General features: G+C 67.8%; 18 protein-coding genes. 9 read left to right on the top strand and 9 right to left on the bottom strand.

Annotated features, from left to right (window positions below; all coding sequences use genetic code 11):
• The first annotated feature begins 52 nt into the window (after positions 1-52).
• From ACTOWJ_RS11840 to ACTOWJ_RS11825, 4 genes are all read left to right on the top strand, one after another.
• Positions 53-3,106 (top strand): TonB-dependent receptor domain-containing protein, encoded by a 3,054-nt coding sequence (locus ACTOWJ_RS11840; RefSeq protein ID WP_441334825.1) that lies wholly within the window; start codon positions 53-55, stop codon positions 3,104-3,106.
• A gap of 193 nt (positions 3,107-3,299) precedes the next feature.
• On the top strand, positions 3,300-4,040 hold the full coding sequence (locus ACTOWJ_RS11835; RefSeq protein ID WP_441334824.1) for a Slam-dependent surface lipoprotein: 741 nt from the start codon (positions 3,300-3,302) through the stop codon (positions 4,038-4,040).
• 88 nt (positions 4,041-4,128) lie between these two features.
• Positions 4,129-5,628: a surface lipoprotein assembly modifier gene (locus ACTOWJ_RS11830; RefSeq protein ID WP_441334823.1), complete on the top strand. Its 1,500-nt coding sequence runs from the start codon at positions 4,129-4,131 to the stop codon at positions 5,626-5,628.
• Between the two features lie 52 nt (positions 5,629-5,680).
• Positions 5,681-6,559 carry an energy transducer TonB gene (locus ACTOWJ_RS11825; protein ID WP_441334822.1) on the top strand — a complete coding sequence of 293 codons (879 nt, stop codon included), beginning with the start codon at positions 5,681-5,683 and terminating at the stop codon, positions 6,557-6,559.
• Positions 6,560-6,636: 77 nt separating this feature from the next.
• Here the strand turns inward: ACTOWJ_RS11825 and ACTOWJ_RS11820 are convergent, their stop codons facing one another.
• On the bottom strand, positions 6,637-8,745 hold the full coding sequence (locus ACTOWJ_RS11820; protein ID WP_441335098.1) for a TonB-dependent siderophore receptor: 2,109 nt from the start codon (positions 8,743-8,745) through the stop codon (positions 6,637-6,639).
• Positions 8,746-9,558: 813 nt separating this feature from the next.
• On the opposite strand from ACTOWJ_RS11820, the gene ACTOWJ_RS11815 reads away from it, so the two are divergent.
• A complete protein-coding gene (locus ACTOWJ_RS11815; protein WP_441334821.1) occupies positions 9,559-9,939 on the top strand; it encodes a MerC domain-containing protein in 381 nt (126 codons plus the stop codon).
• Between the two features lie 85 nt (positions 9,940-10,024).
• On the opposite strand, the gene ACTOWJ_RS11810 is transcribed toward ACTOWJ_RS11815, so the two are convergent.
• Positions 10,025-10,930: a LysR substrate-binding domain-containing protein gene (locus ACTOWJ_RS11810; protein ID WP_441334820.1), complete on the bottom strand. Its 906-nt coding sequence runs from the start codon at positions 10,928-10,930 to the stop codon at positions 10,025-10,027.
• A 92-nt stretch (positions 10,931-11,022) separates the two neighbouring features.
• Between ACTOWJ_RS11810 and ACTOWJ_RS11805 the strand changes: the two genes are divergently transcribed.
• On the top strand, positions 11,023-13,029 hold the full coding sequence (locus tag ACTOWJ_RS11805; RefSeq protein WP_441334819.1) for a TonB-dependent siderophore receptor: 2,007 nt from the start codon (positions 11,023-11,025) through the stop codon (positions 13,027-13,029).
• 89 nt (positions 13,030-13,118) lie between these two features.
• Here the strand turns inward: ACTOWJ_RS11805 and ACTOWJ_RS11800 are convergent, their stop codons facing one another.
• Complete coding sequence (locus ACTOWJ_RS11800) at positions 13,119-13,829, bottom strand: rRNA pseudouridine synthase (protein ID WP_441334818.1); 711 nt, start codon at positions 13,827-13,829, stop codon at positions 13,119-13,121.
• Positions 13,830-13,922: 93 nt separating this feature from the next.
• Between ACTOWJ_RS11800 and ACTOWJ_RS11795 the strand changes: the two genes are divergently transcribed.
• Together ACTOWJ_RS11795 and ACTOWJ_RS11790 are read left to right on the top strand one after the other, a co-directional pair.
• Positions 13,923-14,780: a PA4780 family RIO1-like protein kinase gene (locus tag ACTOWJ_RS11795; protein ID WP_441334817.1), complete on the top strand. Its 858-nt coding sequence runs from the start codon at positions 13,923-13,925 to the stop codon at positions 14,778-14,780.
• A gap of 598 nt (positions 14,781-15,378) precedes the next feature.
• Positions 15,379-16,593, top strand: coding sequence for a S1 family peptidase (locus tag ACTOWJ_RS11790; RefSeq protein WP_441334816.1), 1,215 nt, complete (start codon positions 15,379-15,381; stop codon positions 16,591-16,593).
• Between the two features lie 105 nt (positions 16,594-16,698).
• Here ACTOWJ_RS11790 and ACTOWJ_RS11785 read toward each other — a convergent pair whose 3' ends face one another.
• Both ACTOWJ_RS11785 and ACTOWJ_RS11780 read right to left on the bottom strand, forming a co-directional pair.
• Complete coding sequence (locus ACTOWJ_RS11785) at positions 16,699-17,079, bottom strand: hypothetical protein (protein ID WP_441334815.1); 381 nt, start codon at positions 17,077-17,079, stop codon at positions 16,699-16,701.
• A 96-nt stretch (positions 17,080-17,175) separates the two neighbouring features.
• Positions 17,176-18,171 (bottom strand): alpha/beta fold hydrolase, encoded by a 996-nt coding sequence (locus tag ACTOWJ_RS11780; protein ID WP_441334814.1) that lies wholly within the window; start codon positions 18,169-18,171, stop codon positions 17,176-17,178.
• A gap of 115 nt (positions 18,172-18,286) precedes the next feature.
• On the opposite strand from ACTOWJ_RS11780, the gene ACTOWJ_RS11775 reads away from it, so the two are divergent.
• Positions 18,287-19,222: a LysR family transcriptional regulator gene (locus ACTOWJ_RS11775; protein ID WP_441334813.1), complete on the top strand. Its 936-nt coding sequence runs from the start codon at positions 18,287-18,289 to the stop codon at positions 19,220-19,222.
• 63 nt (positions 19,223-19,285) lie between these two features.
• Here ACTOWJ_RS11775 and ACTOWJ_RS11770 read toward each other — a convergent pair whose 3' ends face one another.
• From ACTOWJ_RS11770 to ACTOWJ_RS11755, 4 genes are all read right to left on the bottom strand, one after another.
• A complete protein-coding gene (locus ACTOWJ_RS11770) occupies positions 19,286-20,293 on the bottom strand; it encodes a fimbrial protein (protein WP_441334812.1) in 1,008 nt (335 codons plus the stop codon).
• The gene (locus tag ACTOWJ_RS11765) at positions 20,244-22,706 is read right to left on the bottom strand and encodes a fimbria/pilus outer membrane usher protein (RefSeq protein WP_441334811.1); all 2,463 of its coding nucleotides are present in this window, start codon (positions 22,704-22,706) and stop codon (positions 20,244-20,246) included. The genes ACTOWJ_RS11770 and ACTOWJ_RS11765 overlap by 50 nt, the downstream gene beginning before the upstream one ends.
• A 33-nt stretch (positions 22,707-22,739) precedes the next feature.
• Positions 22,740-23,516 (bottom strand): fimbrial biogenesis chaperone, encoded by a 777-nt coding sequence (locus ACTOWJ_RS11760; protein ID WP_441334810.1) that lies wholly within the window; start codon positions 23,514-23,516, stop codon positions 22,740-22,742.
• A gap of 102 nt (positions 23,517-23,618) precedes the next feature.
• On the bottom strand, positions 23,619-24,197 hold the full coding sequence (locus tag ACTOWJ_RS11755; protein ID WP_441334809.1) for a hypothetical protein: 579 nt from the start codon (positions 24,195-24,197) through the stop codon (positions 23,619-23,621).

The following is a 24,197-nucleotide window of genomic DNA, read 5'->3' as shown; positions in this document are numbered from 1 at the left end:
GGGTCCGGACGGTACGGACCCGCGCCACCTTACGACTTGAGGAGTTCGCTGCATGTCATCCGTTCCGGCCCGCCGCCGGCGGGCCTTCGTGCCCGTCGGATTGGCGACCTGCATCCATTGGGTCCTGTTCGGCCTGGCCGCTCCATGCGCATCGGCGCAGACCGCGGCGGCGCAAGCGGCGCAGCCCGCACCGAACCTGCGCCGCTACGACATCGACGCGCAGCCGTTGTCGGCCGCCTTACGCCAGTACAGCCGGATCAGCGGCGTGCAGGTGGTGTTCGACAGCGCCGACGGCGAAGGCGCGCGCTCGGCGCCGCTGCACGGGGACTACGACGATGCGCAGGCGCTGACCCGTCTGCTGGCGGGCACCGGCCTGAGCGCGCGCCGCAGCGGCGCCGACACGGTCACCGTGCAGCGCGATCCGTCCGCGGCCGCGCCGTCGGGCGTGATCGTCACCGACACGCTGTCGGTAGGCGCCGGCGCCTACCGCGACGCGCAGCGCGACGAACGCAGTTACGACGAGGTCTACGACGCCGACCTGTCGACGGTGTACGCCGGCAAGGAACAGATCGAACGCTACAAGGGCGCCGCGCCGGCCGACGTGTTCAAGGGCATGCTCAACGTATACAGCGGCGACGCGCGCAACAGCGGCGCGCTCGATCCCAACATCCGCGGCATCCAGGGCCCGGGCCGGGTGCCGTTGACCATCGACGGCACCGAGCAGGCGCTGACCGTGTGGCGCGGCTACAACGGCGCCAACAACCGCAACTACATCGACCCGAATCTGATCGGCGGCATTCAGGTCATCAAGGGGCCCAACCTCACCCGCAACGTCAACAGCTCCATCGGCGGCGCGGTGGTGGTCACCACGATCGGCGTCGACGATGTGCTCAAGCAGGGCGAGCGCTTCGGCGGCGAGTTCAAACTCGAAAGCAGCGACAACTCGATCGACCCGCGCCTGCCGACCTTGTCGACCGGACGCGATTACCGCACCGTGCCCGGCTTCCCGAGCAATCCCTTCGCCACCTACTACGACCCCACGCTGTACAAACCGGTGCGCAGCAGCGGCGGCAACGACCTGATCCTCGGCGACGACCAGGCCTGGCGCCTGGCGTTGGGCCTGCGCGAAGAACGCTTCGAATTGCTGGCCGCCTACGCCTATCGCAAGAACGGCAATCACTTCTCCGGCGAGAACGGCGGCGATTTCTACACCCGCCCTTACGATCCGGCCAAGAGCCTGAACTACATCACCAGCCTGGCGCGGTTCTACCGACCCGGCGACGAAGTGCCCAACACCTCCAGCGAAATGGAATCGTGGCTGGTCAAGGCCACCTTCCGGCCGACCACCCACCAGACCTTCAAGCTCGGCCTGCGCGACACCCGCTCGACCTATGGCGAAATCCTGCCCACACGCATTTCCTGGCGCGACACCGTCGGCCAGGGCGCGCCGCAGTGGCCGCTGAGCCGGGTCGACGCCAAGGCCTACAACCTGGAATACCAGTGGCAGCCGGGCGGCCGCTGGTTCGACGTCTACGCCAACCTGTGGACCACCCGCACCGACAGCGATACCTACAGCGCCGGCGGCTTCCCCAACATGGCCACGTGGGAAGACCCGATCCTGCGCAACACCGCCCTGGCCAACGCGCATCACGACCGCACCGGCCTGACGCTGAGCAACAAGATGGCGCTGCTGCCGAATCTGGACCTGACCATCGGCGCCAACTACCAGCACGAGAAGCTGCGTTCGGATGACGAATACAAGGGCGTCGCCGACGGCTGGCGCATGTTTCCGCGCGCCGGTCGCCGCGAGGAGCGCGACTACAGCATCAAACTCGATTGGCGCGCCACCGAACGCCTGAGTTTCAGCGCCGGCATGCGTTACCAGTCGTACTGGGCCTTCGACGATTTCCTCGCCGACCGGCTCGACCAGGGCGATACCCGCGTGGGCATGGTGGTGGTACCCGAGCGCTACCTGATGACCTACTACACCCGCGATCCGCGACTGACCCAGGCCACGCTGGACGCGCGCATCGCGGCGATCCACCGCAACGCCGCGCGCTACGGCTGGGGCCAGGAGACGATCGACACCCAGATCGAGCAAGCCACTTACACCCTGCGAAAAACCGGCACGGATTGGCGGGCCGACGAGCGCGGCCGCTTCAGCCGCGCCGACAATATCTTCCTCAACGGCAGCCTGGACGGCGTCGACTACGGCCGCGGCAACGCCTCGCTGCAGCCGGTGTTCACTCAAATGCCGGCCGCGCATCACAGCGGCAGCGACTGGTCGCCGACCTTCGCCACGACCTTCAACTTCAACGACGACGCGCGCCTGTACTTCCGCCACAGCCAGGCGCGGCGCTATCCGAGCATGTTCGAAAGCACGCTGGGTTTTTCGGCCAGCCTGCCGGTGGCCGAACTCAAGCCCGAGCACGCTTACAACTACGAGCTGGCCTATGTGCACGACTTCAGCCGCGCGCTGGACGCCGAATACGCCGACATCAAGCTGACTTACTACCACCACAAGACCGAGAACGTGATCGAGCGCAGCGGCCAGCTGCAGTTCTCCAACATCGAAAAACAGACTCTGCGCGGCATCGAGTTCCAAGCCCGCTACGACAACGGCCGGTTCTTCACCGACCTCAGCGTGGCGCGCAATCTGGAGAACCAGGTCTGCGACCAGAGCGTGGCCGCGATCAACGATCCCACCGGCAAGATCGGTGTGCCCGATTGCGTGCAAGCCGGCTTCGTCGGCGGTTACCTGATCACCATGGCGGTGCCGGAAACCAGCGCCAACTGGAACGTCGGCGGACGCTGGTTCGACCGCAAACTCGAAGTCGGCGCGCGCGTGGTCCATCACAGCGGCTACGAGAACAAGGACTACGATCTCTATCAGGAACAACGCCTGGGCGCGTACTTCAACGTACCGCTGGCCTGGGATCGCATCACCACCTACGACGCCTACGTCAATTACCGCTTCAACGATTCGCTGGCGCTGGAGCTGGTCGGCACCAATCTGGGCGATCTGTATTACGTGGACCCGCTGACGCGCTCGCCGATGGCGGCGCCCGGCCGCACGCTGAAGCTGAGTTTCACCGCGCGATTCTGAAACAGCGCTGCGCTGAAAAGCGCGGCTCTTGAAAACTCGCCTGTGAACGGCGCGCCCTGAAAAACACGGCCTGAAGAATTCTGTTCCAAGAATCTGTTGCACCACAGGCAATGGATGAGCGACCGGGCGCGATGCGCTCTAGCCAAAGTTCATTCCATCGGTTCTATCTCTCTCTCTACTCAGGAGTCATCTCATGAAGCGCATCAGCCTCACCCTCGCTGTACTGACCGCCGCGATGATCGCTGGCGGCGCCAATGCCGCGGTCGTCGGCGACCAGAGCGACAACACCTACGTCGAAGCCGGCGTGTCGGTCGTCAACGCGGGCCCGCACGTGGCCGGCCGCCCGGGCATCGGCGTCTACACCATGGGCACCAGCCAGAAAGTCGACTTCCAGGGCCTGCAACTGTTCGCTGCACCCGACGCCAACGGCGTTTCCAACCTGAGCCAGCCGATCACCCCGCCCAGCCACAGCGGCATGGGCGTGTTCCACTTCGCCAAGATCGCCGGCCAGAACGTCTATTTCGGTGAGTGGTCCAAGGACGCGGCCGGCACCGACTCCCACACCGTCTACTACGCCGGCGACAACACCGGCACCACCGTGCCGGGCTCGGGCACCGCCACCTACACCGTCGCCGGCCTGAGCCAGTACAACGGCAGCAACAAGCTCAACGGCACTCTGACCGCCAACTTCGGTGCCGGCCAGCTCAGCGGCAGCCTGTCCAACGGCAGCCTGACGGTGGACATCGGCACCGCCGCGATCAGCGGCACCGGCTTCTCCGGCAGCGGCGCCAGCGCCTCGGTCGGCGGCTCCACGGTCGCCAGCGGCGGCGTCAGCGGCCAGTTCTTCGGCGCCAACGCCGCGGCCCTGGCCGGCGTCACCCGCTTCGACGATCGCCTGTACGACACCGCCTTCGGCGGCACCAAGAACCCCTGATCGTATCGCCGTACCGGGTCGCGGCCGTTCGCGGTCGCGACCCGCTCCGCCGCCGCAAGGATGCGGCGCGGAGATTGGCCCGTCATCGATGAATCGACCAAGAAAATCGCCGCTGTTCCCTCGCCGATGGGCGATCGGCCTGAGTCTGTGCAGCCTGCTGTGCGCGGGCGCGAGCGCGTGGGCGCAAGATCGCGACGACACCCGGCTGCGCCTGGACCACGGTCTGGAACAACGCCAGAACGAACGCGAACGCAAACTGCTGGAAGAGGAAAATCGCGACGCGGCGATGCCGGTCGATGCGGCCTCGACCGACGCCGCAGCAGTGGACGTGGGCACCTTGAGCCTCACCCTGTATCAGGCGGTGGAGGCGCGGCAATGGCCGCTGGCTAAGCGCCTGCTCGCGCAGTATCGATCCTTGCCCGATCGCGATCCCATGCTCGAGCTGTACGCATTGGGCGCGCTGGCCCGCGCCGACGGCGATCTGAGCCAGGCCGAGCGTCACTACCGCGCCTTGCTCGACCGCCAGGCCGACTTTCTGCCCGGCCGCCTGGAACTGGCGCGGGTGCTGTTCGAGAATCAGCTCGATCGCGAAGCCGAACAACGCTTCCGCGCGATCGAGGATTCGCTGGACCCCGCCGATTCCAAGACCGAAGGCGTGCGCCGCACCGTGGCGACGTTCCTGCGCGCGCTCGCCAACCGCCGCGGCTGGCACGGCAGCGTCGCCGTCGGCCCCACCTGGAACGACAACCTCAACCAGAGTTCGGAAAGCCGCACCTGTCTGCTGGCCGCGCCGGACGGCTTGTGCGTGATCGAACGCAGCCTGCCCAAGGCCGCGCGCTCGGCGGGCCTGGACTTCGACGCCAGCCTGAGCCGGCGCGTGGCGCTGCGCGGCCACCACGGCGTGTTCGTGCGTTCGCTGGTGTACGGCTACGCCTACCGCGACGACAGCCGTTACAACGAATCCACCTGGATCAACAGCGCCGGTTACTCTTACGCCAGCGCGCGCCATTCGTATTCCTTGGCGCCGACCTTCGAATACGGCGCCTACGGCAACCAGGCGCTGTACGGCGCCTGGGGCCTGCGCGCGGACTGGTCGTATACGTTTTCCCCGCGCTGGATGTTCAAACTGGAAGGCGACTACAAGCGCATGCGCTATCGGCGCAGCGTGCTGTCGCACTTCGACGGCGATATCGCCTCGATCTACGCCACCGTGTGGCGCGCGCTGCCGCGGCAATGGCTGGTCTTCGGCGGCCTGGACCTGAGCCAGCGCGACGGCCGGCGCGAGAGCGAGTCCTATCTGCAGCGCGGCGTGCGCCTGGGCGTGTCCAAGCAGTTCGACGCCGGTTTCGGCCTGCTCGCATTCGCTTCGCTGCGACGCCGCGATCACGACGCTTTCAACGACACCTTGCAGGCGCGGCGGCACGACGACGAGCAGAACTACACCGTGATCGTGCGCATGCCCAAGTTCGCCTTCGCCGGGCTGACGCCGAGCCTCACCCTCAAGCACAACACCATCGCCAGCAGCGTCGATTGGCTGTATTCCTACGACCGCAATTCGGTCAGTCTGAAACTGGAGCGCTCGTTTTGAACCGCACGCGCGCCGATGGCGCTTTCGACGCGGACACGACGGGCCGGCCGGCATGAACGTCTTCGCATGCATCGTCGTATCGGCCAACACCGGCGATGCCTTCTCCGCGACCGGGGCGGCGCGCGGCGCGCGGCGCGATCGCAAACCGCGCGCGACCCAGGGCCGGCACGACGGCCGCACAGGCAACCGTCGGGTCGAATGGCTCGGCGGGCTGGCTTCGATCGTCTTCCACATCGCCTTGGCCTTGTTCGTGTTGTGGCAGCAACGCACCTTGACGCCGCTGCCGCCACCGCAACCGACCGCCGAGGCGGTGCTGGTGGAACTGAGCCTGATTCCCGAAGCGCCGCGCACCGTCCAGCGCGATCTGCCACCGGGCGCGCTCAAGCCCGATCGCATCGCCTCGGCGCGGCAAGCCACGCGCGCGACCCATGAACCGCCGATCCTGCCCGATCTGAAACCGCGCGACGCCGGCGAAAAACCGGCTGCGCTGCCGGAACCGATCGAACGGCCGCATCGCCCCGAGCAGCCGCCGGCCGCCGACGCGGCTATCGCCTCGGAAGCCTCGGCGCCACCGCAAGCGGCCTTCACCGACGCACCGCGCCATGCCGCGCCTCAGGACACGGCCGGATCGCTGCCGTTGGCGGCCACTGCGTGGCAGCAGCTCCTGCTCGGCCATCTTCAGCGCTACAAACGCTATCCGCGGCAATCGCGGCGATTGCATCAGCAAGGCGTGGCCGAGGTCGACCTGATCGTCGACCGCCGCGGCAACGTGGTGGAATGCCGGCTCGCCCGCTCCAGCGGCTATTCCACGCTGGACGAAGAAGCCTTGGCGGTGGCGCGGCGGGCCAGTCCGGTGCCGGCGCCGCCGCAGGATCTGCAAGACCCGGTGCAGGTGCGGGTGCCCATCGAGTTCCACATCGCCGAGCGCTGATTCCGCCAGCACGCGACGCGCTGGCGAAACCTGCATTCCGAACGCGCTGCTTGCGTCAGCGGCTCGCGCGCATCCGGTCAGAACCGGTACGTCATCGCCAGACGCACGCTGCGCGGTTCGCCCCAGGTGTAGGTGCTGTAGTAACTGAAGATCGTGTAGTAACGCTTGTCGAGCAGATTGTCGACGTTGAGCGTAGCCGAGAGATTGTCGTTGACCTGATAGCGCGCCATCAGATCGAGCAGCCAATACGGTTCGGTGCGATGCTCGATCTCGCTGCCCGACAAGGGATTGGGCACCGCTCCCCAGGTCTGGCTCTGCCAACGCGCGCCACCGCCGACCGTCCAGCCTTGCAGGCCGCCGTGCAAGCGGTAACTGGTGTGCACGCTGAACTGATCTTCCGGCTCCAAGGTCGACACCTTGCCGCCGGTTTGGCGCGCGACCTTGTGCGAGTACCCGCCCTGAATCTGCCAGCCCGGCGACAGCTCGCCGGACAATTCGAACTCATGACCCTTGGTGCGCACGCCCTGCAGCGCGCGGTAGGCCAGACCGCCGGACGGCGTGCGTCCGCCGGTGGGCTGAGCGTAGTTGTCCTGATCGAGTTGGAACACCGCGGCGCTGGCGTTGAGGCGGCCATCGAAGAACTCGCCCTTCAGACCGACTTCGTAATTGCGGCCGTCCAGCGGGTCGAGCGTGCGCCCTTGTTCGTCCTGATAGCCCTGCGGCTTGAAGATGCTGGTGTAGCTGGCGAACACCGAGTAGTTGGCGTTCAAGTCGTAGACCAGGCCGGCATAGGGCGCGACGATGCCACTCTTGTCGATGTCGGTCGCCTTGTAGTTGGACACGCGAGTGCCGACGATGGCTTTGAGCGCGTCGGCCACGTCGAAGCGGCCGACGATGTACATGCCGTTCTCGCGCGTCACCACGTCGTCGCCATAAGAGCGCTGCCACGCGGGCTCGGGAATATCGCCGTTCCAGGTGCGGTAATCGGGCACGTCGTAGGAGTAATCGGCGGGCGGGGCGTAGCCGGTGTTGGTCCAGCGCTTGCGCGAGACGCTGCCGCCGACCACCAATTCGTGTTCGCGCCCCAGCCAGCCGAAGCGGCCGCTGAGATAGACATCGGCCGCATTGCTGACGATGCGGCCGATGTACTGCCCCATCCACAAACCGACACCGCGGCCGGTGACGGGGTCGGGATTGCCGGCCGCGGCCGCGCCGAGTGCGGCATCGTAACCGTTGACCTGATGGTTGAGCTGCAGCTTGGCGACCCAGTCGTCGCCGAAGCGATGTTCCAAGGTGCCGAAGCCGGTGCGGGTGTACTGGCGCCAACGGCTCCAGCGCGCGCCGTTGTTGAACGAGCGCGGCATGCGATTGAACTCGCCGTTGCTGTCGAGCAGCGGGATGCCGCCCCAACTGGAGCCCTTGGGATCGCTGTCGAGATAATCCGCGCCCAGCGTCAACAAGGTGTTCTCGCCCAGATCGGCTTCGAGGATGCCGTACAGCACCTGGGTGCTGCGCTGGTAGTAGTCGGTGTTGCCGTGCTTGTCCTGATACGCGGCGACCGCGCGGCCGCGTACCCGGCCGCTGTCGGTGAGCGGCCCGCCGACGTCGATCTCGGCGCGATACTCGTCCCGGGAACCGGCGCCGAGGCTGGCGCTGCCGGTGAAGCCCTTGCGTGAGGGTTTCTTGCGGATGAGGTTGATGGTCGCGCCGGGATCGCCGATGCCGGTCAGCAGGCCGGTGGCGCCCTTGAGCACTTCGACGCGATCGTAGATCGCCATGTCGCTGAGGGTGTTACCGGCCGAGTACGCCGAGTCGCGCTGCATCGGCACCCCGTCGTACTGGAAGTTCTGGATCGGGAAACCGCGCGCGTAGTACTCGGTGCGTTCGCTGTCGTAGGTGACGATGCTCAGCCCCGGGGTGACGCGCATGACATCGTCGATGTCGGTCAGGCCGAAATCGTCCATCTGCTGACGGGTGATGACGCTGATGCTCTGCGGCGTCTGCCGCGGCGACAGCACCAGTCGGGTGGCGGTGGCGATGGTGCCGGGAGTGTAGGAGCCGCTGCCTTCGGTGACGGTACCCAGCTGATTGGCGGTGACCTGCACGGTTTCCAGCGTTTGCGGATCGCGCGCCGCCTTCGAATTCTGCGGCGGCGTTTGCGCCCAGGCCGCGCCGGTGCCGCTCAGTCCGGCCAGCCCGATCGTCAGCGCGCAGTACAGCGCGTTGCGGTCGCGGCAAGGGCTCGACGCGGACAAGGAGCGGTGAAACCGGCGGAGACGATGAGCTGACATGACGAGCGCTTCCAGACAAATGGGTTGATCCCTCCGGCGGCGGCCCGAGGCTGCGGTATTGCACGGCGCCCCTGCGCGGGCGTGATGGCGGGTGCGACGCGCATGGCTGACATTCGCCACGCGCACAGCCCAGCGCCGCGCACGCCGGCGCTTTGCCTGGACGGTCGTTGGTACAAACGCAAACCTCCCGCGCCCCAGGGGCCGTGCCATATTAACCGATAACGAGATTCGTTCTCATTTGTCGCGTCGAGGGGATGCGAAACGGGTGGCCGCCTGTTCGCCGCGGCGATCGATGGCGCACGCCGCTCAGGCGGCGGAGCCACTCGTCCCCCCGCGATGCACGCCAGCGCGCATCAGCGCCGTCCCTCGAGCGGCGCTCGCCGAATCCACGGCCGCCGGGAAGCAGCGCCGCGCGGCACGTAGCGCCATCGCGCGCCGCGGCCCATCGCGCGGCCGGCGACCGACCACCTTCTTTCATCGATTACCAGGAACCCTGATGTCCACCGCCGGGCCGTCCTTCGGCACGGGCGAAATCCTGATCGCCACCGCCGCCTACACCGGCATCGAAGGCGCGCCCGATCAGTCCGGCGCTGCAACCGGACCTGCGTCGTAAAGCACGCGAAACGCCCGCTCCGGCATGGTGGGGGCAGGTATCGCTCGCCCTCTATATGTTATGTTATAACATTGCATTAATTCGGTCCGGATCCCATGCGCCGCGCCTCCCGCCTGCCTGTTTTCGACCTCTCAGCCATCGGATTGTCGGGGCTGTGCTTTCTGCACTGCCTCGCCGTCCCGTTGCTGGCCGCCTTGCTGCCCGGTCTGTCGGCATGGACCCACGCCGAGTGGCTGCACACCGCCTTCGTTATGTTCGCCGCGCCGATCACCGCGCTGGCCTTGTATAGCGCGCATCGTTCGCGCTCGTTGCGCGGCGGCATCGTCGTGCTGGCCGCGATCGGGTTGACGTGTCTCGTGGTGGGCGCGACGCGCGTCTTCGGCGACCAGGTCGAGCTGCCGCTGACCGTCGCCGGCAGCGTGTTGCTCGCAAGCGCGCATATCGGCAATTGGCGGTCGCGGCACGCAGGTCATTGACGCAGTACCCCGCCTGCCTTCTGGGAACGGCGCAAGCCGCGACTGCGACGCAAGTATGGTTTCGCGGTCGCGGCTTGCGCCGCTCCTACAAAGGAGGAGGTCGGATCCTGGCCGACAGCGCAAGCAACACGGCCGCGGCTTCCAGCACCATCGGGCGGCTTTCGCCGGTGCGCATGACCAGATGATGCGACCACGGATTGGCCAGCGAGGCCTTGGTCAACCGCACCAGTTGCGCGCTCGCCATCGCTTCGTCGGCCAACGGTGAGCGTAGCAGCGCCACACCCAGGCCGGCCTTGGCCGCAGCGAGCACCAAGTCGTAATCCTCGAAGCGGCGATCCGCCGCTTTGCCGCGATACGCTGCGCCCTGCGCCTTGAGCCAGGCGCGCCATTGGCTGGTATCGGAGTCGTGCAGCAACGGCGCGTCGGCCAGGCGCGCCGCGCCCGGGTGATGTCCCAGTTCGGCGGCCAACTCAGGCGCCGCGACCGGAATCAGTTGTTCCTTGAACAGGAGGCGTGAGGAAACCTCACGCCACTGGCCCTTGCCGTAACGCACCGCCAGATCGACCTCGCCGGTGGCGAAATCGGCCAGTCGATGCTCGATCGACAGTTCGACCCGGCGCTGCGCGGGATATCCCTGCAGCGCGCGCATCCGCGGCAGCAGCCACAGACGCGCGAACGAAGGCACCACGCTCAGGCGCACCACCGGCAACTCGCGGCGCGGACGCCAGCGATCGGCCGAATCGCTGATCGCGCTCAACGCCTGCTCCACCTGGGCAATGAAGCGCTGTCCGGCCGGAGTGACCCGGACCCCGCGGCCGTGGCGTTCGAACACCTCCGTGCCCAGCCAGTGCTCGACCGCATGCACCCGCCGGCTGACTGCGCCGTGCGTCAGGCCCAGGCGTTCGGCGGCCGCGGTGAACGAGCCGGTATCGCGTGCGGCGATGACCGCGTTGAGACCTTCCAGCGGCGGGAGCGATTTCAAGCTGTGCATGGCACGCACAGCTCATCACCGATCGGCGCGCTATGTCAACGATCGGCGCGGCGCTTCAATGAAGACCGTCCTCGCCACTCGTGCCTTTCGCCATGCGCCCAACCTCCACGCCGTATCCCGGGCCGCGAACGCGGCCGGGCTCCGCACCGACGGCACCGCTGGGACTGGCCTGGGGCGCGCCCGCGCAACTGTTGATGTCGCTGGGGCTGGCCTGGGGCAGCCCGGCGCAAGCGCAGGAAGACAGCGCGTACAAGGCTGGCGACGCGTTCGGCCATCGCATCGGTCAGGAAAGCATCGGGCTGTATTCCGAATCGCTGGTGCGCGGTTTCAATCTGCAGGAGGCCGGCAACTACCGGCTCAACGACGCCTATTTCGTGCGCGCGGCCAATCCCTCCGACGCGGTGATCGAAGGCGTGCAGGTGCGGGTCGGACCGAGCGCGTTGAATCTGAGCTTTCCCGCTCCGTCGGGTTCGGTGCATTACCGCCTGATTCCCGGCGACCGCGAACGCAGCAAGCTGGAACTCGGCTTCCAGCATCTGACCGACAGCAATCCGCGGCCGTACCTGCGCGCCTACGCCGCGCGTCGCAGCGACGACGGCCGGGCCTCGCTCGCGGCCGGATTCATCGGCACGCACAGTGCGCGCTATATCTTCGGCAACCAGGCCGAGTACTACGGCCTGGGCCTAGTGCCTCGTCTGCGCGTGGGCGATCGCTGGGAAATCACCGGCGTGCTCACCCGCTACGACCATCACTACCAGGCCGATGTCGGATTCACCCCGGTGGGCCCGCACGCGCTGCCGCGCCTGGACCGTCTGCGTTATCTCGGCCAGCCGTGGTCGCGCTACGACACCCGGAACACCACCTACGGCGTGATCGCCGCCAGCGACGAGCGCGACAACGGCTGGGACTATCGCTGGTCGAGTCTGTATTCCGGCGTCGACCGGCCACGCTCGGACTTGAATCTGTTCACTCAGATCACGCCCGACGGCCATGCGCAGGCGGCGACGGTGATCGCGCGCGGCCGCAAGATCGATGCCTGGGGCCACGAGGCCATCGCCCGCTACGATTGGACCGGCGCGAAGCACCGCAACGAACTCACGATGCTGGCACGGCTGCGCCGATCGACTTACCGCAACCCGCACGTGGACTATCTGGATCTGGGGCCGGCATCGATCCTCGCACCCGCGCGGCCGATCGGCGACCCGGGCCCGGCGACGCCCACGCGCCACTCCACCGCGGGAATCGATCAGTACGAACTCGGCCTGGGCTGGCAGTACCAGCGTCACGATGGGTTCGCGCTGAACCTGGGCGCGCGCCGCGCGGCCATCGATCAGACCGCGCGGCCGCTGCAAGGGCCGGCGCAATCGCGTTCATCGATGGCCTGGCTCTACAACGCGGCGCTGGTGGTGCCGCTAGGCGAGCGAACCACCGCCTTCGCCGCGACCACGCGCGGCATCGAGGAAGGCGTGACCGCGCCGGAAAACGCGGTCAATCGCTATCAGGTGCTGGAACCGGTGTTGGCGCGGCAGAACGAGTTGGGTATCAAGTGGCAGGCGCGCGAGGATCTGGCGCTGTTGGCGATGGCGTTCGAGATCGAAAAGCCCTCGCCCGGTTTCGACGACGCCTGGGTGTATCGCTACCTCACCGACGTATCGCATCGCGGCGTGGAGGTATCGCTGGCCGGCAATCTGGGCGAACACCTGAGCATCGTCGCCGGCCTGACCCAACTGCGTTTGCGCCAACGCGGCGAACTGGTCGAGGACGGCTCCATCGGCGCGCGTCCGCTCGGGCGTTCGGCGCGGCAGGCGCTGTTGAGCCTGAACTACCGCGTGCCCAGCCGGCCCGGCCTGTCGTTCGACGCCGACCTCAACTACTACGGCCCGCGCCCGGCCGACACCTTGAATCGCTTCCAGACGCCGGGCTACGCCTTGCTCAACCTCGGCGCGCGTTACCGGTTCGACTGGGACGGCACGCCGGCGGCGCTGCGGTTGCGGGTCTACAACGCGGGCAATCGTTACGGCTGGTCGGCGGGCACCAGCGGCATCCAGACCTACGAACCCGAGCGCCGGGTGATGCTGAGCCTGACCTTGGGCCAGTAGGCAGCGGCGTAGCGGACCGACGCGACAGCCGGCGCACGCGCGCCGATTGCTGACCTGAACGAAGTAATCGGCGCGTGCGCCGGGCGGCCTCAGAACCGCTCGCTCACCGGAAAATAGCGCCACTGCCCGACCGGCATCTTGCTCAACGACACCCGGCCGATGCGCAGACGCTTGCTCGACACCACGGTCAGGCCGACCTGCGCGCACATATGCCGCAATTGCCCGCCCTGCAGGTTCTTGATCGCGAAACGCAAGCGGGTTTCGTTCTGCCAGCTGACCTTGCACGGCGCCAACGGCCGGCCTCGGTACCCCAGCCCATGGGCGAGCCGCTTGAGCCCGTACGGCCCCAGTTCGCCGCTGACCTCGACCACGAATTCCTGCTCGATCTGCGCGTAATCCTCGGTCAGCCGGCGCCAGACCCGGCCGTCCTGGCTCAGCACCACGATGCCGGAGGCCTCGGCGTCGATCGGCATCAGCGGGGTCAGCCGCTGGAAATGGCGCTTGAGCAGGCGCACCCCGGACAGGTCGCCCTCGGCCTGGGCAGCCGGCACGACCAGGTCGGGCGCGTTCATGAAGTCCACGCCGGCGGGCTTGTGCAGCAGCATCGTCGCCGGTTCGGCCGGTTCCAGCCGCGCATCCGGGTCCAGTTCGACCCGCTGGCCGGAGACCGCGGCCTGCGGTTCTTCGACCACCTCGCCGTCGACCCGGACCCAGCCGCCCTCGATGTATTGCTGGGCCTGCGCGCGCGAACAGCCCGCCAGTTCTGCGACGCGTTTATCTAGACGGACAGGTTCGGACATGAGCAAAGTCGGCGGGAAAGGCGCTAAGTGTAAAGATATGCAGATCCCCGGAGGCGTTCTCCCTGCCCCGGTCCGACTTTTTCGCAGGATTAGATGAAGACTCCCCCCGGTTTGCAGGCGCTGATCGACGACGGCGTGATCGATGAAGTGATGCGCCCGCTCAAGAGCGGCAAAGAGGCCGCGGTCTACGTGGTCCGCTGCGGCGAGGAAGTGCGCTGCGCCAAGGTCTACAAGGACATGGCCCAGCGCAGCTTCCAGCAGCGCGTGCAGTACCAGGAAGGGCGCAAGGTGCGCGGCAGCCGCGAGGCGCGCGCGATCGGCAAGGCCACCAAGTACGGGCGCAAGCAGCAGGAAACGGCCTGGAAGAACACCGAGGTCGACGCGCTGTACCAACTGCGCGAGGCCGGCGTGCGCGTGCCCGAGCCCTACGGCTACTACCACGGCGTGCTGGTGATGGAACTGGTCACCGACGCCGACGGCCATTCTGCGCCGCGCCTGGGCGAGGTCGAGCTGGCGCCGGATCAGGCGCGCGGCTTCCATCGCTTCCTGGTGCGCCAGGTGGTGAAGATGCTGTGCGTGGGACTGATCCACGGCGATCTGTCCGAGTACAACGTGCTGGTCGCGCCCGACGGCCCGGTGATCATCGACTTCCCGCAGGTGGTCAGCGCGGCGGGCAACAACGCCGCGCGCATGATGCTGTTGCGCGACGTCAACAATCTCACCGCCAGCCTCGGCGCATGGGCGCCGGAGCTGCTCGATACCTGGTACGCCGAGGAAATGTGGGCCTTGTTCGAGGCCGGCGATCTGCATCCGGACAGCGAACTGACCGGCACCTTCGTCCACAACGAAGCGGTGGTCGATCTGGACAGCGTGCGCCATGCGATCAACGATGCGCGCGAGGAAGCCTTGATCCGCCAGCAAGGGCGCGAGGCCGCGGCGGCGGACGACTGAAGGCGGAGCCGCACGACCATTCGTGGCTCGCCGAGCTGTTGTGGGAGGGCCTATGGGGCCGACTCGCTTCGATCAGACCTCGAAACAACTCCGCATTCGCGAACAAAAGCGTCGGGGCTGAAGCCCCTCCCACAAAAGACCTCATGATCTAAGGCACTTTTGTGGGAGGGCCTTCAGGACCGACACGCTTCGATCAGGCTTCGAAGCAATTTCGCACACGCGAATCGCAGCGATCGAAACGAGCGAAGACGGGTTCGATCCGTGCGCACGATTCGCCGCGCCGCCACGCGAGTCAAATAGAAAAGATTCGCATCAACCAAGGTCGGCAAAAAACAGCCGGTGCAGCGATTCGTAGCTATTTCTCAGTTATTTTTCGACGATCGACCACTCGGTTCATGTCGGCGGCGCTTTCAGCGGCGCGAATCAAAATGAGCGTCTCACTTTGACTACAACGGGTAGGGGTGACGACGCGAGGGCCCGTTGTAGTCAGTGCGGCTCGACTGATCGCTTGGCATCGCAAACACGCAAACCAACGCCTGCCCCAGATCCGCCGCAACTACTGTTCGCATCCCTCTTTTTGCTGAAGGAGTTTTTGGATATGCGCAAGTTCAGTATGTCGGTCATTGCTGCGACCGTGGCCATGGCTGTATCCGGCACGGCATTCGCCGCCGACGATCTCGCCCCCGCGTTGAAGTCGGCCATGCAGCGCGATCTGGGTCTGTCCAGCACGCAGCTGACTCAGTACCTCAAGGTCGAACGCCTGGCCGCACAGCAGGAAAAGACCCTGGAAACGCAGCTCGGCCGCAACTACGCCGGCACGTGGCTGGAGCGTAAGGCCGATGGTTCCTTCGGCCTGGTCGCGGCCAGCACCTCGATCAAGAGCGTCAAGGCCGTCGCCGGCGTGGAAACGCGTCAGGCGCGTCACAGCCTGGCCGCGCTCAATTCGGCGAAAGGCCAACTCGACGGCCTGCTCGCTCGCAGCTCCAAGGTGCCCAAGGGCGTTTACAGTTGGACCGTGGATCTGCCCAGCAACAGCGTGATCGTGGGCGTCGCTCCGGGCGCGCAAGAGGCCGGCGTCGATTTCGTCGCGCGCAGCGGACTCGATGCGGGCGTCGTGCGCTTCGAAACCCTCGACCAAGCGCCGCAGCGCCGCATCGCCGTGCAAGGCGGCCGCGGCATGCTGCGCGATCCCGGCGACGGTTTCCTGTACGCCTGCTCGGTCGGTTTCACCGTGACCAAGGGCAGCACGCCGGGCTACGCCACCGCCGGTCACTGCGGCAGCGTGGGCGAGATCGTTTACCAGGAAGTCTCGCAGTGGAGCCCGGGCGTCCGCGTGGGCACGTTCTCCGCATCGTCCATGCCCAGCGGCAGCCAGACCGGTCCCGACCGCGGCTGGGTCAAGGTCGACAGCACCCACACCCTGTCGCCCAGCGTGTACGGCTACGGTCAGGGCGACGTTACCGTGCGCGGCAGCACCGAAGCCGCCGTCGGCGCCGCGCTGTGCCGTTCGGGCCGCACCAGCGGCTGGCATTGCGGCGCCATCCGCAGCAAGAACATGACCGTGTCCTATGTCGACGACGACGGCAATCCGGACGGCACCGTGACCGGCCTGACCCGCACCAGCGCGTGCGCCGAAGGCGGCGATTCCGGCGGTTCGTTCATCACCGGCGCCGGCCAGGCGCAGGGCGTGCTGTCGGGCGGCAGCGGCAGCTGCTCGGGCAGCCAGGGCAACAACGGCGGCGGCAACAGCTACTACACGCCGATCAAGTCGATCCTCAGCGCCTACGCGCTGACCCTGCGCACCAGCCCGTAATCGATCGCGGAGCCAGTGCGAATCCAGCGCCCCGGGATTCCGGGGCGCTTTTCGTTTATCGAGCGGCGATGCCGCAAGTTTCGGCGACCGCCGAACACCGACGATTCAACCGCTCCGGCGCGAGCCCCACTTCGTTCCCAGCCACGCCTGCAGCGGCACGCTCAGCAACAAGCCGGCGCAGAACCAGCGCGGGAAATCCTCGCCCAATTCGATCACCGCATAGACCGTGACCGCGGCGATCAACGCCGCGCAAACCAAGCCATGGCGACGCGGCGCAGCGGGCGCGCATCGCGTCGCGACAGCGACGGCGAGCACGCCGCCCGCGATCACCCAGCCCAGATCCCACGCCAGGCGCCCTTTGCCGCCGCGCGCGAAACCCCACCACTGCGCCAGCGTGCCGCCGGCCAGATTGGTCAGTACCAACACCGTCGCGGCCGCGGCCATCGCCGACAGCGAATGCAGGATCAGTCGCAGGTAATTCAGCATGAAGGCATCGGCGGCATCGAACGCCAGTCGGCGGTACGAGGACCGATGGTAGCGCCGTCGCGCCCGCCGATGCGTCTGGGCGCCGTGCGCGCGGCTTCAGATTCCGTGCTTGCGCAGGAAGCCGCGCATCAACCCGGCGATCTGCGCGTGGTGCGTCTCCAGGGCGAAATGGCCGGCATCGAGGAAATGGATTTCCGCCTCGGGCAGATCGCGTTTATAGGCCAACGCTCCGGGCGGAATGAAGAACGGATCGTGCTTGCCCCAGGCCGCCAGCAACGGCGGGCGATGGTCGCGGAAGTACTGTTGGAAGGCCGGATACAGCTCGACGTTGGTCCGATAACTCAGGATCAGATCGAGCTGGATCTCCTGCGCGTCGGGACGGCGCATGTAGAAGCCGTCCAGGCCGTAACCGTCGGGCGAGAGCCGATGCGCCGGCGCGCCGTGCTGGTATTGGAAACGGATGCTCTCATCGGTCAGCGACGCCCGGCACGCTTCGCGATGCTCCGCGGTCGGCTCGCGCCAATACCGTTGCCATGGCTCCCACGCATCGCTCAGTCCCTCGACATAGGCATTGCCGTTCTGACTGACGATGGCGCTGATCCGCTCGGGATGTTTCATCGCCAGACGAAAACCGGTCGGCGCGCCGTAGTCGAACAAGTACAGGGCATAGCGCGTAAGCGCGAGCGCATCGACGAAGCCGGCCACGACCTGCGCCAGGGCATCGAAACTGTATTGGAACGATCCGCGCGGCGGCGCGATGGTGTTGCCGAAGCCCGGCAAGTCGGGCGCGATCACCCGGTAGCGGTCGGCGAGCGACCCGATCAGATCGCGAAACATGTGGCTGGAGGTCGGAAACCCATGCAGCAACAGCAGCACCGGCGCATCGCGCGGTCCGGCCTCGCGATAGAACACGCTGACCTCGCCGACTTTTTGGGACGCATAACGCACCGTCCTGTCCGCTTTGTTCGCCGCCGCGGCCCGCGGCTCGGGCGCCGCAACCTTATCGCCGCCGGTCGCTGTGGCGACGCTGGCGATCGTGCCCATGCCGATCGCGGTCACCACCGCGCGCCGATTCGCATCGAAGCCGTTCATCGCTATTGCCTCTCGCCAATTTGCGTCCCGCGACGCGATGGGCGGGAGTCTAGATAGTTTCAGTCATAGCAATAAGCGGGTATTATCGAAATTCCATATTGCGGAATATGAAATCATGGACCGGCTCGAAGCGATGACTGTTTTCGTCGCCGTGGTCGACAAGGGCTCGCTGGTCGCCGCGGCCCGCGCGCTGGGACGATCGCCGGCGACGGTGACACGCGCGATCGCGCTGCTCGAACAACGCAGCGGCGAGCGCTTGCTGCATCGCAGCGCGCGGCGCATGCGTTTGACCGACAGCGGCGAACGGCATGTGGCCGTGTATCGCGCGGTCTTGGCCGAACTGGCGGACATGGACGAGGCCGACGGACGCGGCGCGTCCGGCGCCGCGGGACTGGACGGCAGCTTCGCCATCACCGCGCCGGAGTTGTTCGGACGGCTCAAGGTGTTGCCGGTGGTCGAGGATTTTCTCGCCGAGCATCCCGGCGCGCGGGCGCGGGTGTTGTTGCTCAACCGGTTGGTGAATCTGGTCGAGGAAGGCGTGGACATCGCCGTGCGCCTGGCGCCGCTGCCCGACTCCAGCGCGGTTGCGATCCAACTCGGCGAAGTGCGCAGCCTGATCTGCGCCGCGCCCGCCTACCTCGCGCGCCACGGCGCTCCGCTCACGCCGGCGGAACTGCGCCAGCATGCCTGCCTGGGCGAGGACGAAGCGCGCGAACGCGAATTCTGGCGCTTCATCGACCGTACCGCGGCGCGTCCGCGCGCGCTGTCGGTTAGCGTGCAACCACGCATCGCGCTCAACGCCGCCGCCTGCGCGATCGATTCGGCCATGCGCGGACACGGCATCTGCCGGGCGCGTTCGTACCAGGTGATCGAACACCTCGCCGCCGGACGCCTGGTGCACGTGCTGTCCGCATTCGAACCCGAACCGGTGCCGGTAAACCTGCTGTTCCATCGGGTACCGCGCCGCAACCGGCTGCTGCGCGGCTTCATCGATTACGCGACGCCGCGCTTGCGCGCGCAGCTCGGCGCGATCGCAGCTGCGATGGCGTGAGCGGCCTCGCATGCGACCGGCGATGCACGGGCCGCGATCGATACCCGTCGCCGCGCCAACCGATCACTCGTAGCTGATAGTGAACGTCAACGACGCCGATACCCGCCCGGGCGTCGGCGGCTGCGCATCGCTGCGGTAGTACGCGGCTTGCAGCGGTATGCGGAAATCGCCGCCGTCGGCGATGCCTTCGGCCTGCAACAAGTGATTGACGCCGAACGCCAGCGGACGCCGCTCGCGATCGCGGATCTGGATGCCCAGGCCGCGCGCGCTGGCGTCGGCATCGAGCGCGACCACCGAAGCGGCCGCGTCGGCGACGCCGCCGAGCGGATCGAGGCGATAGGAAATGCGTGCGATGCCAGGCGGACAGGCGTTCAAGCGCAGATCGAAATCCTTCGCGCCGGCGCTGGCGCCGACCGTGGCCAGCGCCGCGGGCGAGACCGGGTCGAGCGCGACCCGCAGGTTGGGCGTGTTGCAGGTGGCCGCGCGCACCGCGATCGCGCCGCCGAAGACGATGCGCGCGGCGATGCCGGCTTCGCCGTCGCCGCGGTACACCAGGCTGGGCAGGTCGGCGCCGCGCACCGCGCCGCCGCTGCCGGCTTCGTCGATCTTGATCAGCTCCAGGCGCAGGCTGCCGCGCGCACTGCCGTCGGCCGCGGTCACCGGCGCGTACTCGGTCGCCGGCAGCGGCCGGCCGTCGATCGATACGCGCACGCCGACCGCGTCCACGCCGGTACGGTAGATGTCCTGCGCCTGGCTCGGATGCGGGGTTTGCGCGTACGCCCAGCCGGCGCCGCGCGCCGGATCGACGCAGCCCGGTGCGGGCACCGGCAGCGGATAGTCGGCGGCGTAGAGCACGCTGCCGGCGGCGCGATCGCGCGGCACCACGATCGCCGCGTCGAGCGCGATCGAACGCTCCACCGGCGCGGCGCACTGGGCTTGCGCGGCTCCGCCGCTCAAGCCCAGCCAGACCGCGCCGCCGACGAGCCAGGCGCGCGCCGATCCTGGCAGGCGACGCGCGGGCTCAGCGCGGCGCATCGCTAAGGCACACAGCTTCAAGCGTGGCATACGCATTCGCGGACTCCTGGGTGGACGGAGGAAGAACATAGTCGATCGTGCACTCGCGGTCGGCGCGCCAACGCACGCGCAGACGCCCGTGTTCGCTCAGACCGGTGGCGTAGATGCGGCTTGCCTGGCCGACCGCGCCGACGCTGCGGCCGGTGTCGTCGAACACTTCCGCGGCGAACGGCAAGCCGGCGCCGGCGGCGTCGCGCACGTGCAAGATCGCGCCGCGCCCGCTCTGGGTCGCGAAATCCAGACGCACGATCGCGCCGGCGTAAGGCACCACGGTCTGGCTGGTGCCGTCGATGGCGACCGAACTGCGCGCACTGAGCGGGTCGATCTCGACGATGTTGCGCGCATAGGCGATCAAATACGGCGCCAGCGCGTAACCGCGCCGGTCCACGCGCGCGCCGCCCTGATTCAACAAACGCGCGCCGTAAGCGCCGGGCGCTTCGACCAGGGCCAGGGTTTCACCGTATTGCGGGCCCAAGGTCAGGCCGTTCGCATGCAGCACGGCCACGCCGTCGGCGCCCCAGCCGCTCTGGCGGTAACCCGGTCCCCAGCCGTAGGACGCGTTGACCGTGGTGGCCGCCGCGCGGTACTGCGCGTTGGCCGCACCGGTGTCCGCGCCGTCGGGCCCGTGCGCCATGCTGAGTCCGTAACCGAACACGTCCTCGGGACCGAGACTGCCGCTGAGGCCCAGTCGCGCCGAACCGCCGCGCGCGCTGTGCTCGGCCGATGCCGCCAGCGACGCGGCGCGCCCCAGCGGCAGCGACAGTCCGAGGAAATACTGATCGTCGCGGCGCCCGGCCGGATCGTCCACGCGCGCGGCGGTGAGCACGATGCCCAGATTGCGCCATTGCCCGCGCAGGCCGGCCTGGTAGTTGCCGCTGCGCGCGCCGTCCCAGTAGTTCAGGCGCGAGCCGCTGAGGTAGACCGAGGTCCGCTCGCCCAACGGCCAACTCAACGACAACTGCGCGGTGTCGCGCAAGGTGCGCAAGCGCGGCGCCGACAAGGGCGTTTCGCGCGCGCGCAAGGCGGTGTACAGATCGACGTGCCGATCGTTGCCGTAGGTCGCCACCGTCGCCGCCACTACCGCGCCGCTGTCATTGAAACGACGGTTGTAGCCGCCGCGCCAGCGCAGCGCCGAGCCGAAACCGTCGGCGCGCACCGGATTGGCGTCGAGCGAGAACGCGCCCCACGGCGTGTTCCACGCCGTGCCGATCACCGCCGAGGTATAGCCGCTGCTCGACAAAGCGCCGCCATAACCGGTGAAAGCGTCGGAGAAGCCGTACTGCATGCTGGCCTGGGCGACGCCGGGATGGCGTCGTAATGAGCTTTCCTCGACCTGGCCGAGCACGAATTCGTAGCCCAGGCTGCCGGCGCGGCGCAGTTGCGGGTTGGACGCGTTGGCCACGCGGAAACGGGCGACCCGCCCGTCGGCTTCGATCACCGAGACATCCAGATCGCCACCGTTGCCGGCCGCGTACAGATCGTCGATCTCGAACGGCCCCGGCGCGACGTTGCTGCGATAGAGCAGACTGCCGCGTTGATGCACCTCGACCACGGCGTTGCTGAAGGCGGTGCCGCGCACCACCGGCGCATAACCGCGCAGCGAATCGGGAACCATGCGTTCGTCCTTGACCAGGCGCGCGCCGCGGAAACCGTACACGCCCAGGGTCGCATCGCCGGCGCTGGCGCGCCCCAGTTGCAGACGCCCGGACCAACGCGGCAACGCGCGCTGCAAATATGCGGCCTGGGTGTTCCACTGGCGCGGATCGCCGTCGTCCCAGGTCAGCGCACTGCGCTGGCGGTATTGCCAATCGCCGAGGTTGGCGCCGAGCTCCAGGCCCAGATAGGCCGAATCGAAATCGCCGGCGTCGGTGCGCATGCGGTTCTGGCTGTAGCTGTAGCCCAACAACAGCGCATCGTTGCCGCGCTGCCACAGCTCCGGGGCGACCGAACCGCGCGCGCTGCGGCGCAAGGCCGCCTGCGGCACGCTCACATCCAGGCTCAACTCGGTGAAATCCACCTGCACCGCGGCCTGTTCGATGCTGCGCGGCAAGTCCACGCATTCGCTCGTGCCGTCGCGCTCGTGCAGATCCACGCCCAGGCGTCGCAGAAATATCGCGCTCAAGCACGGCTGCGCCGGCGCATCGGCCGCCATGCGGCGGAATTCAATTTCCTCGCGCAGCGCGAACGCGCCGTTGACGCGCACATCGATGCGGTAGCGACCGGGCGGCACTTCGCCCGCGCGCGCATAACGCGACAGATCGGCATCGCGCGCGCTGCCGGACAGATAGCGCAGATCGAACGGCACCTCCTGCGCGGCCGGCGGCGGATCGCCCGCGCGCGCCGCGCCGGCGCACAGACACAGTCCGGCCGGCAGCCACGCCCATGACGGCGGTGCGAGCGCAGCGCGCACGCGATGCGGCACGGATCCTTTCGACGCCACGGCTTACTCCACGGTCTGCCCGTGGTGCTCGGCGCGGCCGCCGTAATCGTTGATGACCGCATAGTCCACACGCGTGCCGGCCGGCGGCATCGCGCTCAACTGCGCCATATCCAGACGCAGCTGCGCGCCGGGCGCCAGCATGCCGGCGTTGTCGAAACGGAATTCGCGACCGCCGGCCGTCAAGCTCACGCGGTTGAAGGAGACATGGAAGGCGCTGGAATTGGCGCATTCCAGCGCCCAACCGCCGCCCTCGCCGCGCACCACCCGCCAGCGCAGATCGCGCGCGGCGGTTTCGGCATCGCCGGGCAGGCCCGGCGGGCGCAGGAACACTTTGATGCGGGTGCGGAAGGCGACCTGCAAATGATTCTGCTCGGTCTCGGCCGGATTGGCGCCCGGCGGAATCTCCAGCACGTTCAACCAGTACACCGACTCGCGCGCCGGTGCGGCGGCGGCCGTCGCGCCCGCGGCGCCGTAGATCAGACGCAAGGCCTGGCCCTTGCCCGGCTCGATCCGCACCACCGGCGGCGACACCAGGAACGGCGCGGTGCTGGTGTCGGGCGATTGCTTGGGGTCACCGTCGTCGACCCACACCTGCACCAGCGCAGGCCGCGCGCCGGCGTTGTTGAGCTTGACCGCGACCTCGCGCTGCTGCGCCGGGTAGATCACGCGGGTACCGGCAATGGTCACCTCGGCGCTGGCGACGCCGATCGCGCCCCAGACCAGTACCGCGGCGAACAACCCGCGCGCGGCGCTTCGAAAACCAACGCTTGTAAACCCCATGCTCGTGCCTCGTCGCAAGGCGGCCGGTCGCCGCCGTAGAACCGCCGTTAAAACAGAAAACTCCGCCGGCGCGCCAGGCGCCGGCGGAGGCAGGCGAAGCCCTTACTTGGCGACGCGACGCGACTGTATCAGGCGCGGGCTGACTTCCTTGACGCCGGCGCGAGCCTGAATGCGCCGCATGGCCGTCATCGCCTCGGCCACCGAACCATAAGCGATCGTGCCCTTGCCGCCGACCTGCGAGGAATACACCAGGGTGCCGCCGGTATCGCGGACCAGCGCATCGAGCACGCCGATCTGATCGAAGTACACGTTCAACTCGGGCGCGACCACCACCGGCAGTCCGCCGTCGGACACGGCGGCGGCCAGGTTCTGTACCGCGCCGCCCGGCGACGATACGGCCGAATCGATCGAACGCTTGCTGCGCGGGCTAGGCGCTTGCGCCGCGACGGGTTCGACCACGTAGTCGGCCACGACGAGATCGCGCGCGGGATCGGCCTGCGGCGTGGACGCCTTCACCACCGCCTGCGGCGCGATGCGGAACACGGTGTCGCCGATCTTGAACGTGTCGCCGGTGGCGCCGAGCTCGAGCTCGGCCTTCTTGGAGTAGGTCTGGGCGTGGATCGCCGGGGCGATGGCCAGGGCCAGCAGGCCGATGCAGAACGAAACGGATTGGATTTTCAT

This window comes from Lysobacter sp. CA199 (assembly GCF_052078715.1).
Taxonomy (GTDB): Bacteria; Pseudomonadota; Gammaproteobacteria; order Xanthomonadales; family Xanthomonadaceae; genus Lysobacter.
The sequence above is the reverse complement of the archived record's forward strand: the minus strand, read 5'-3'. Positions and strand labels throughout refer to the sequence as shown.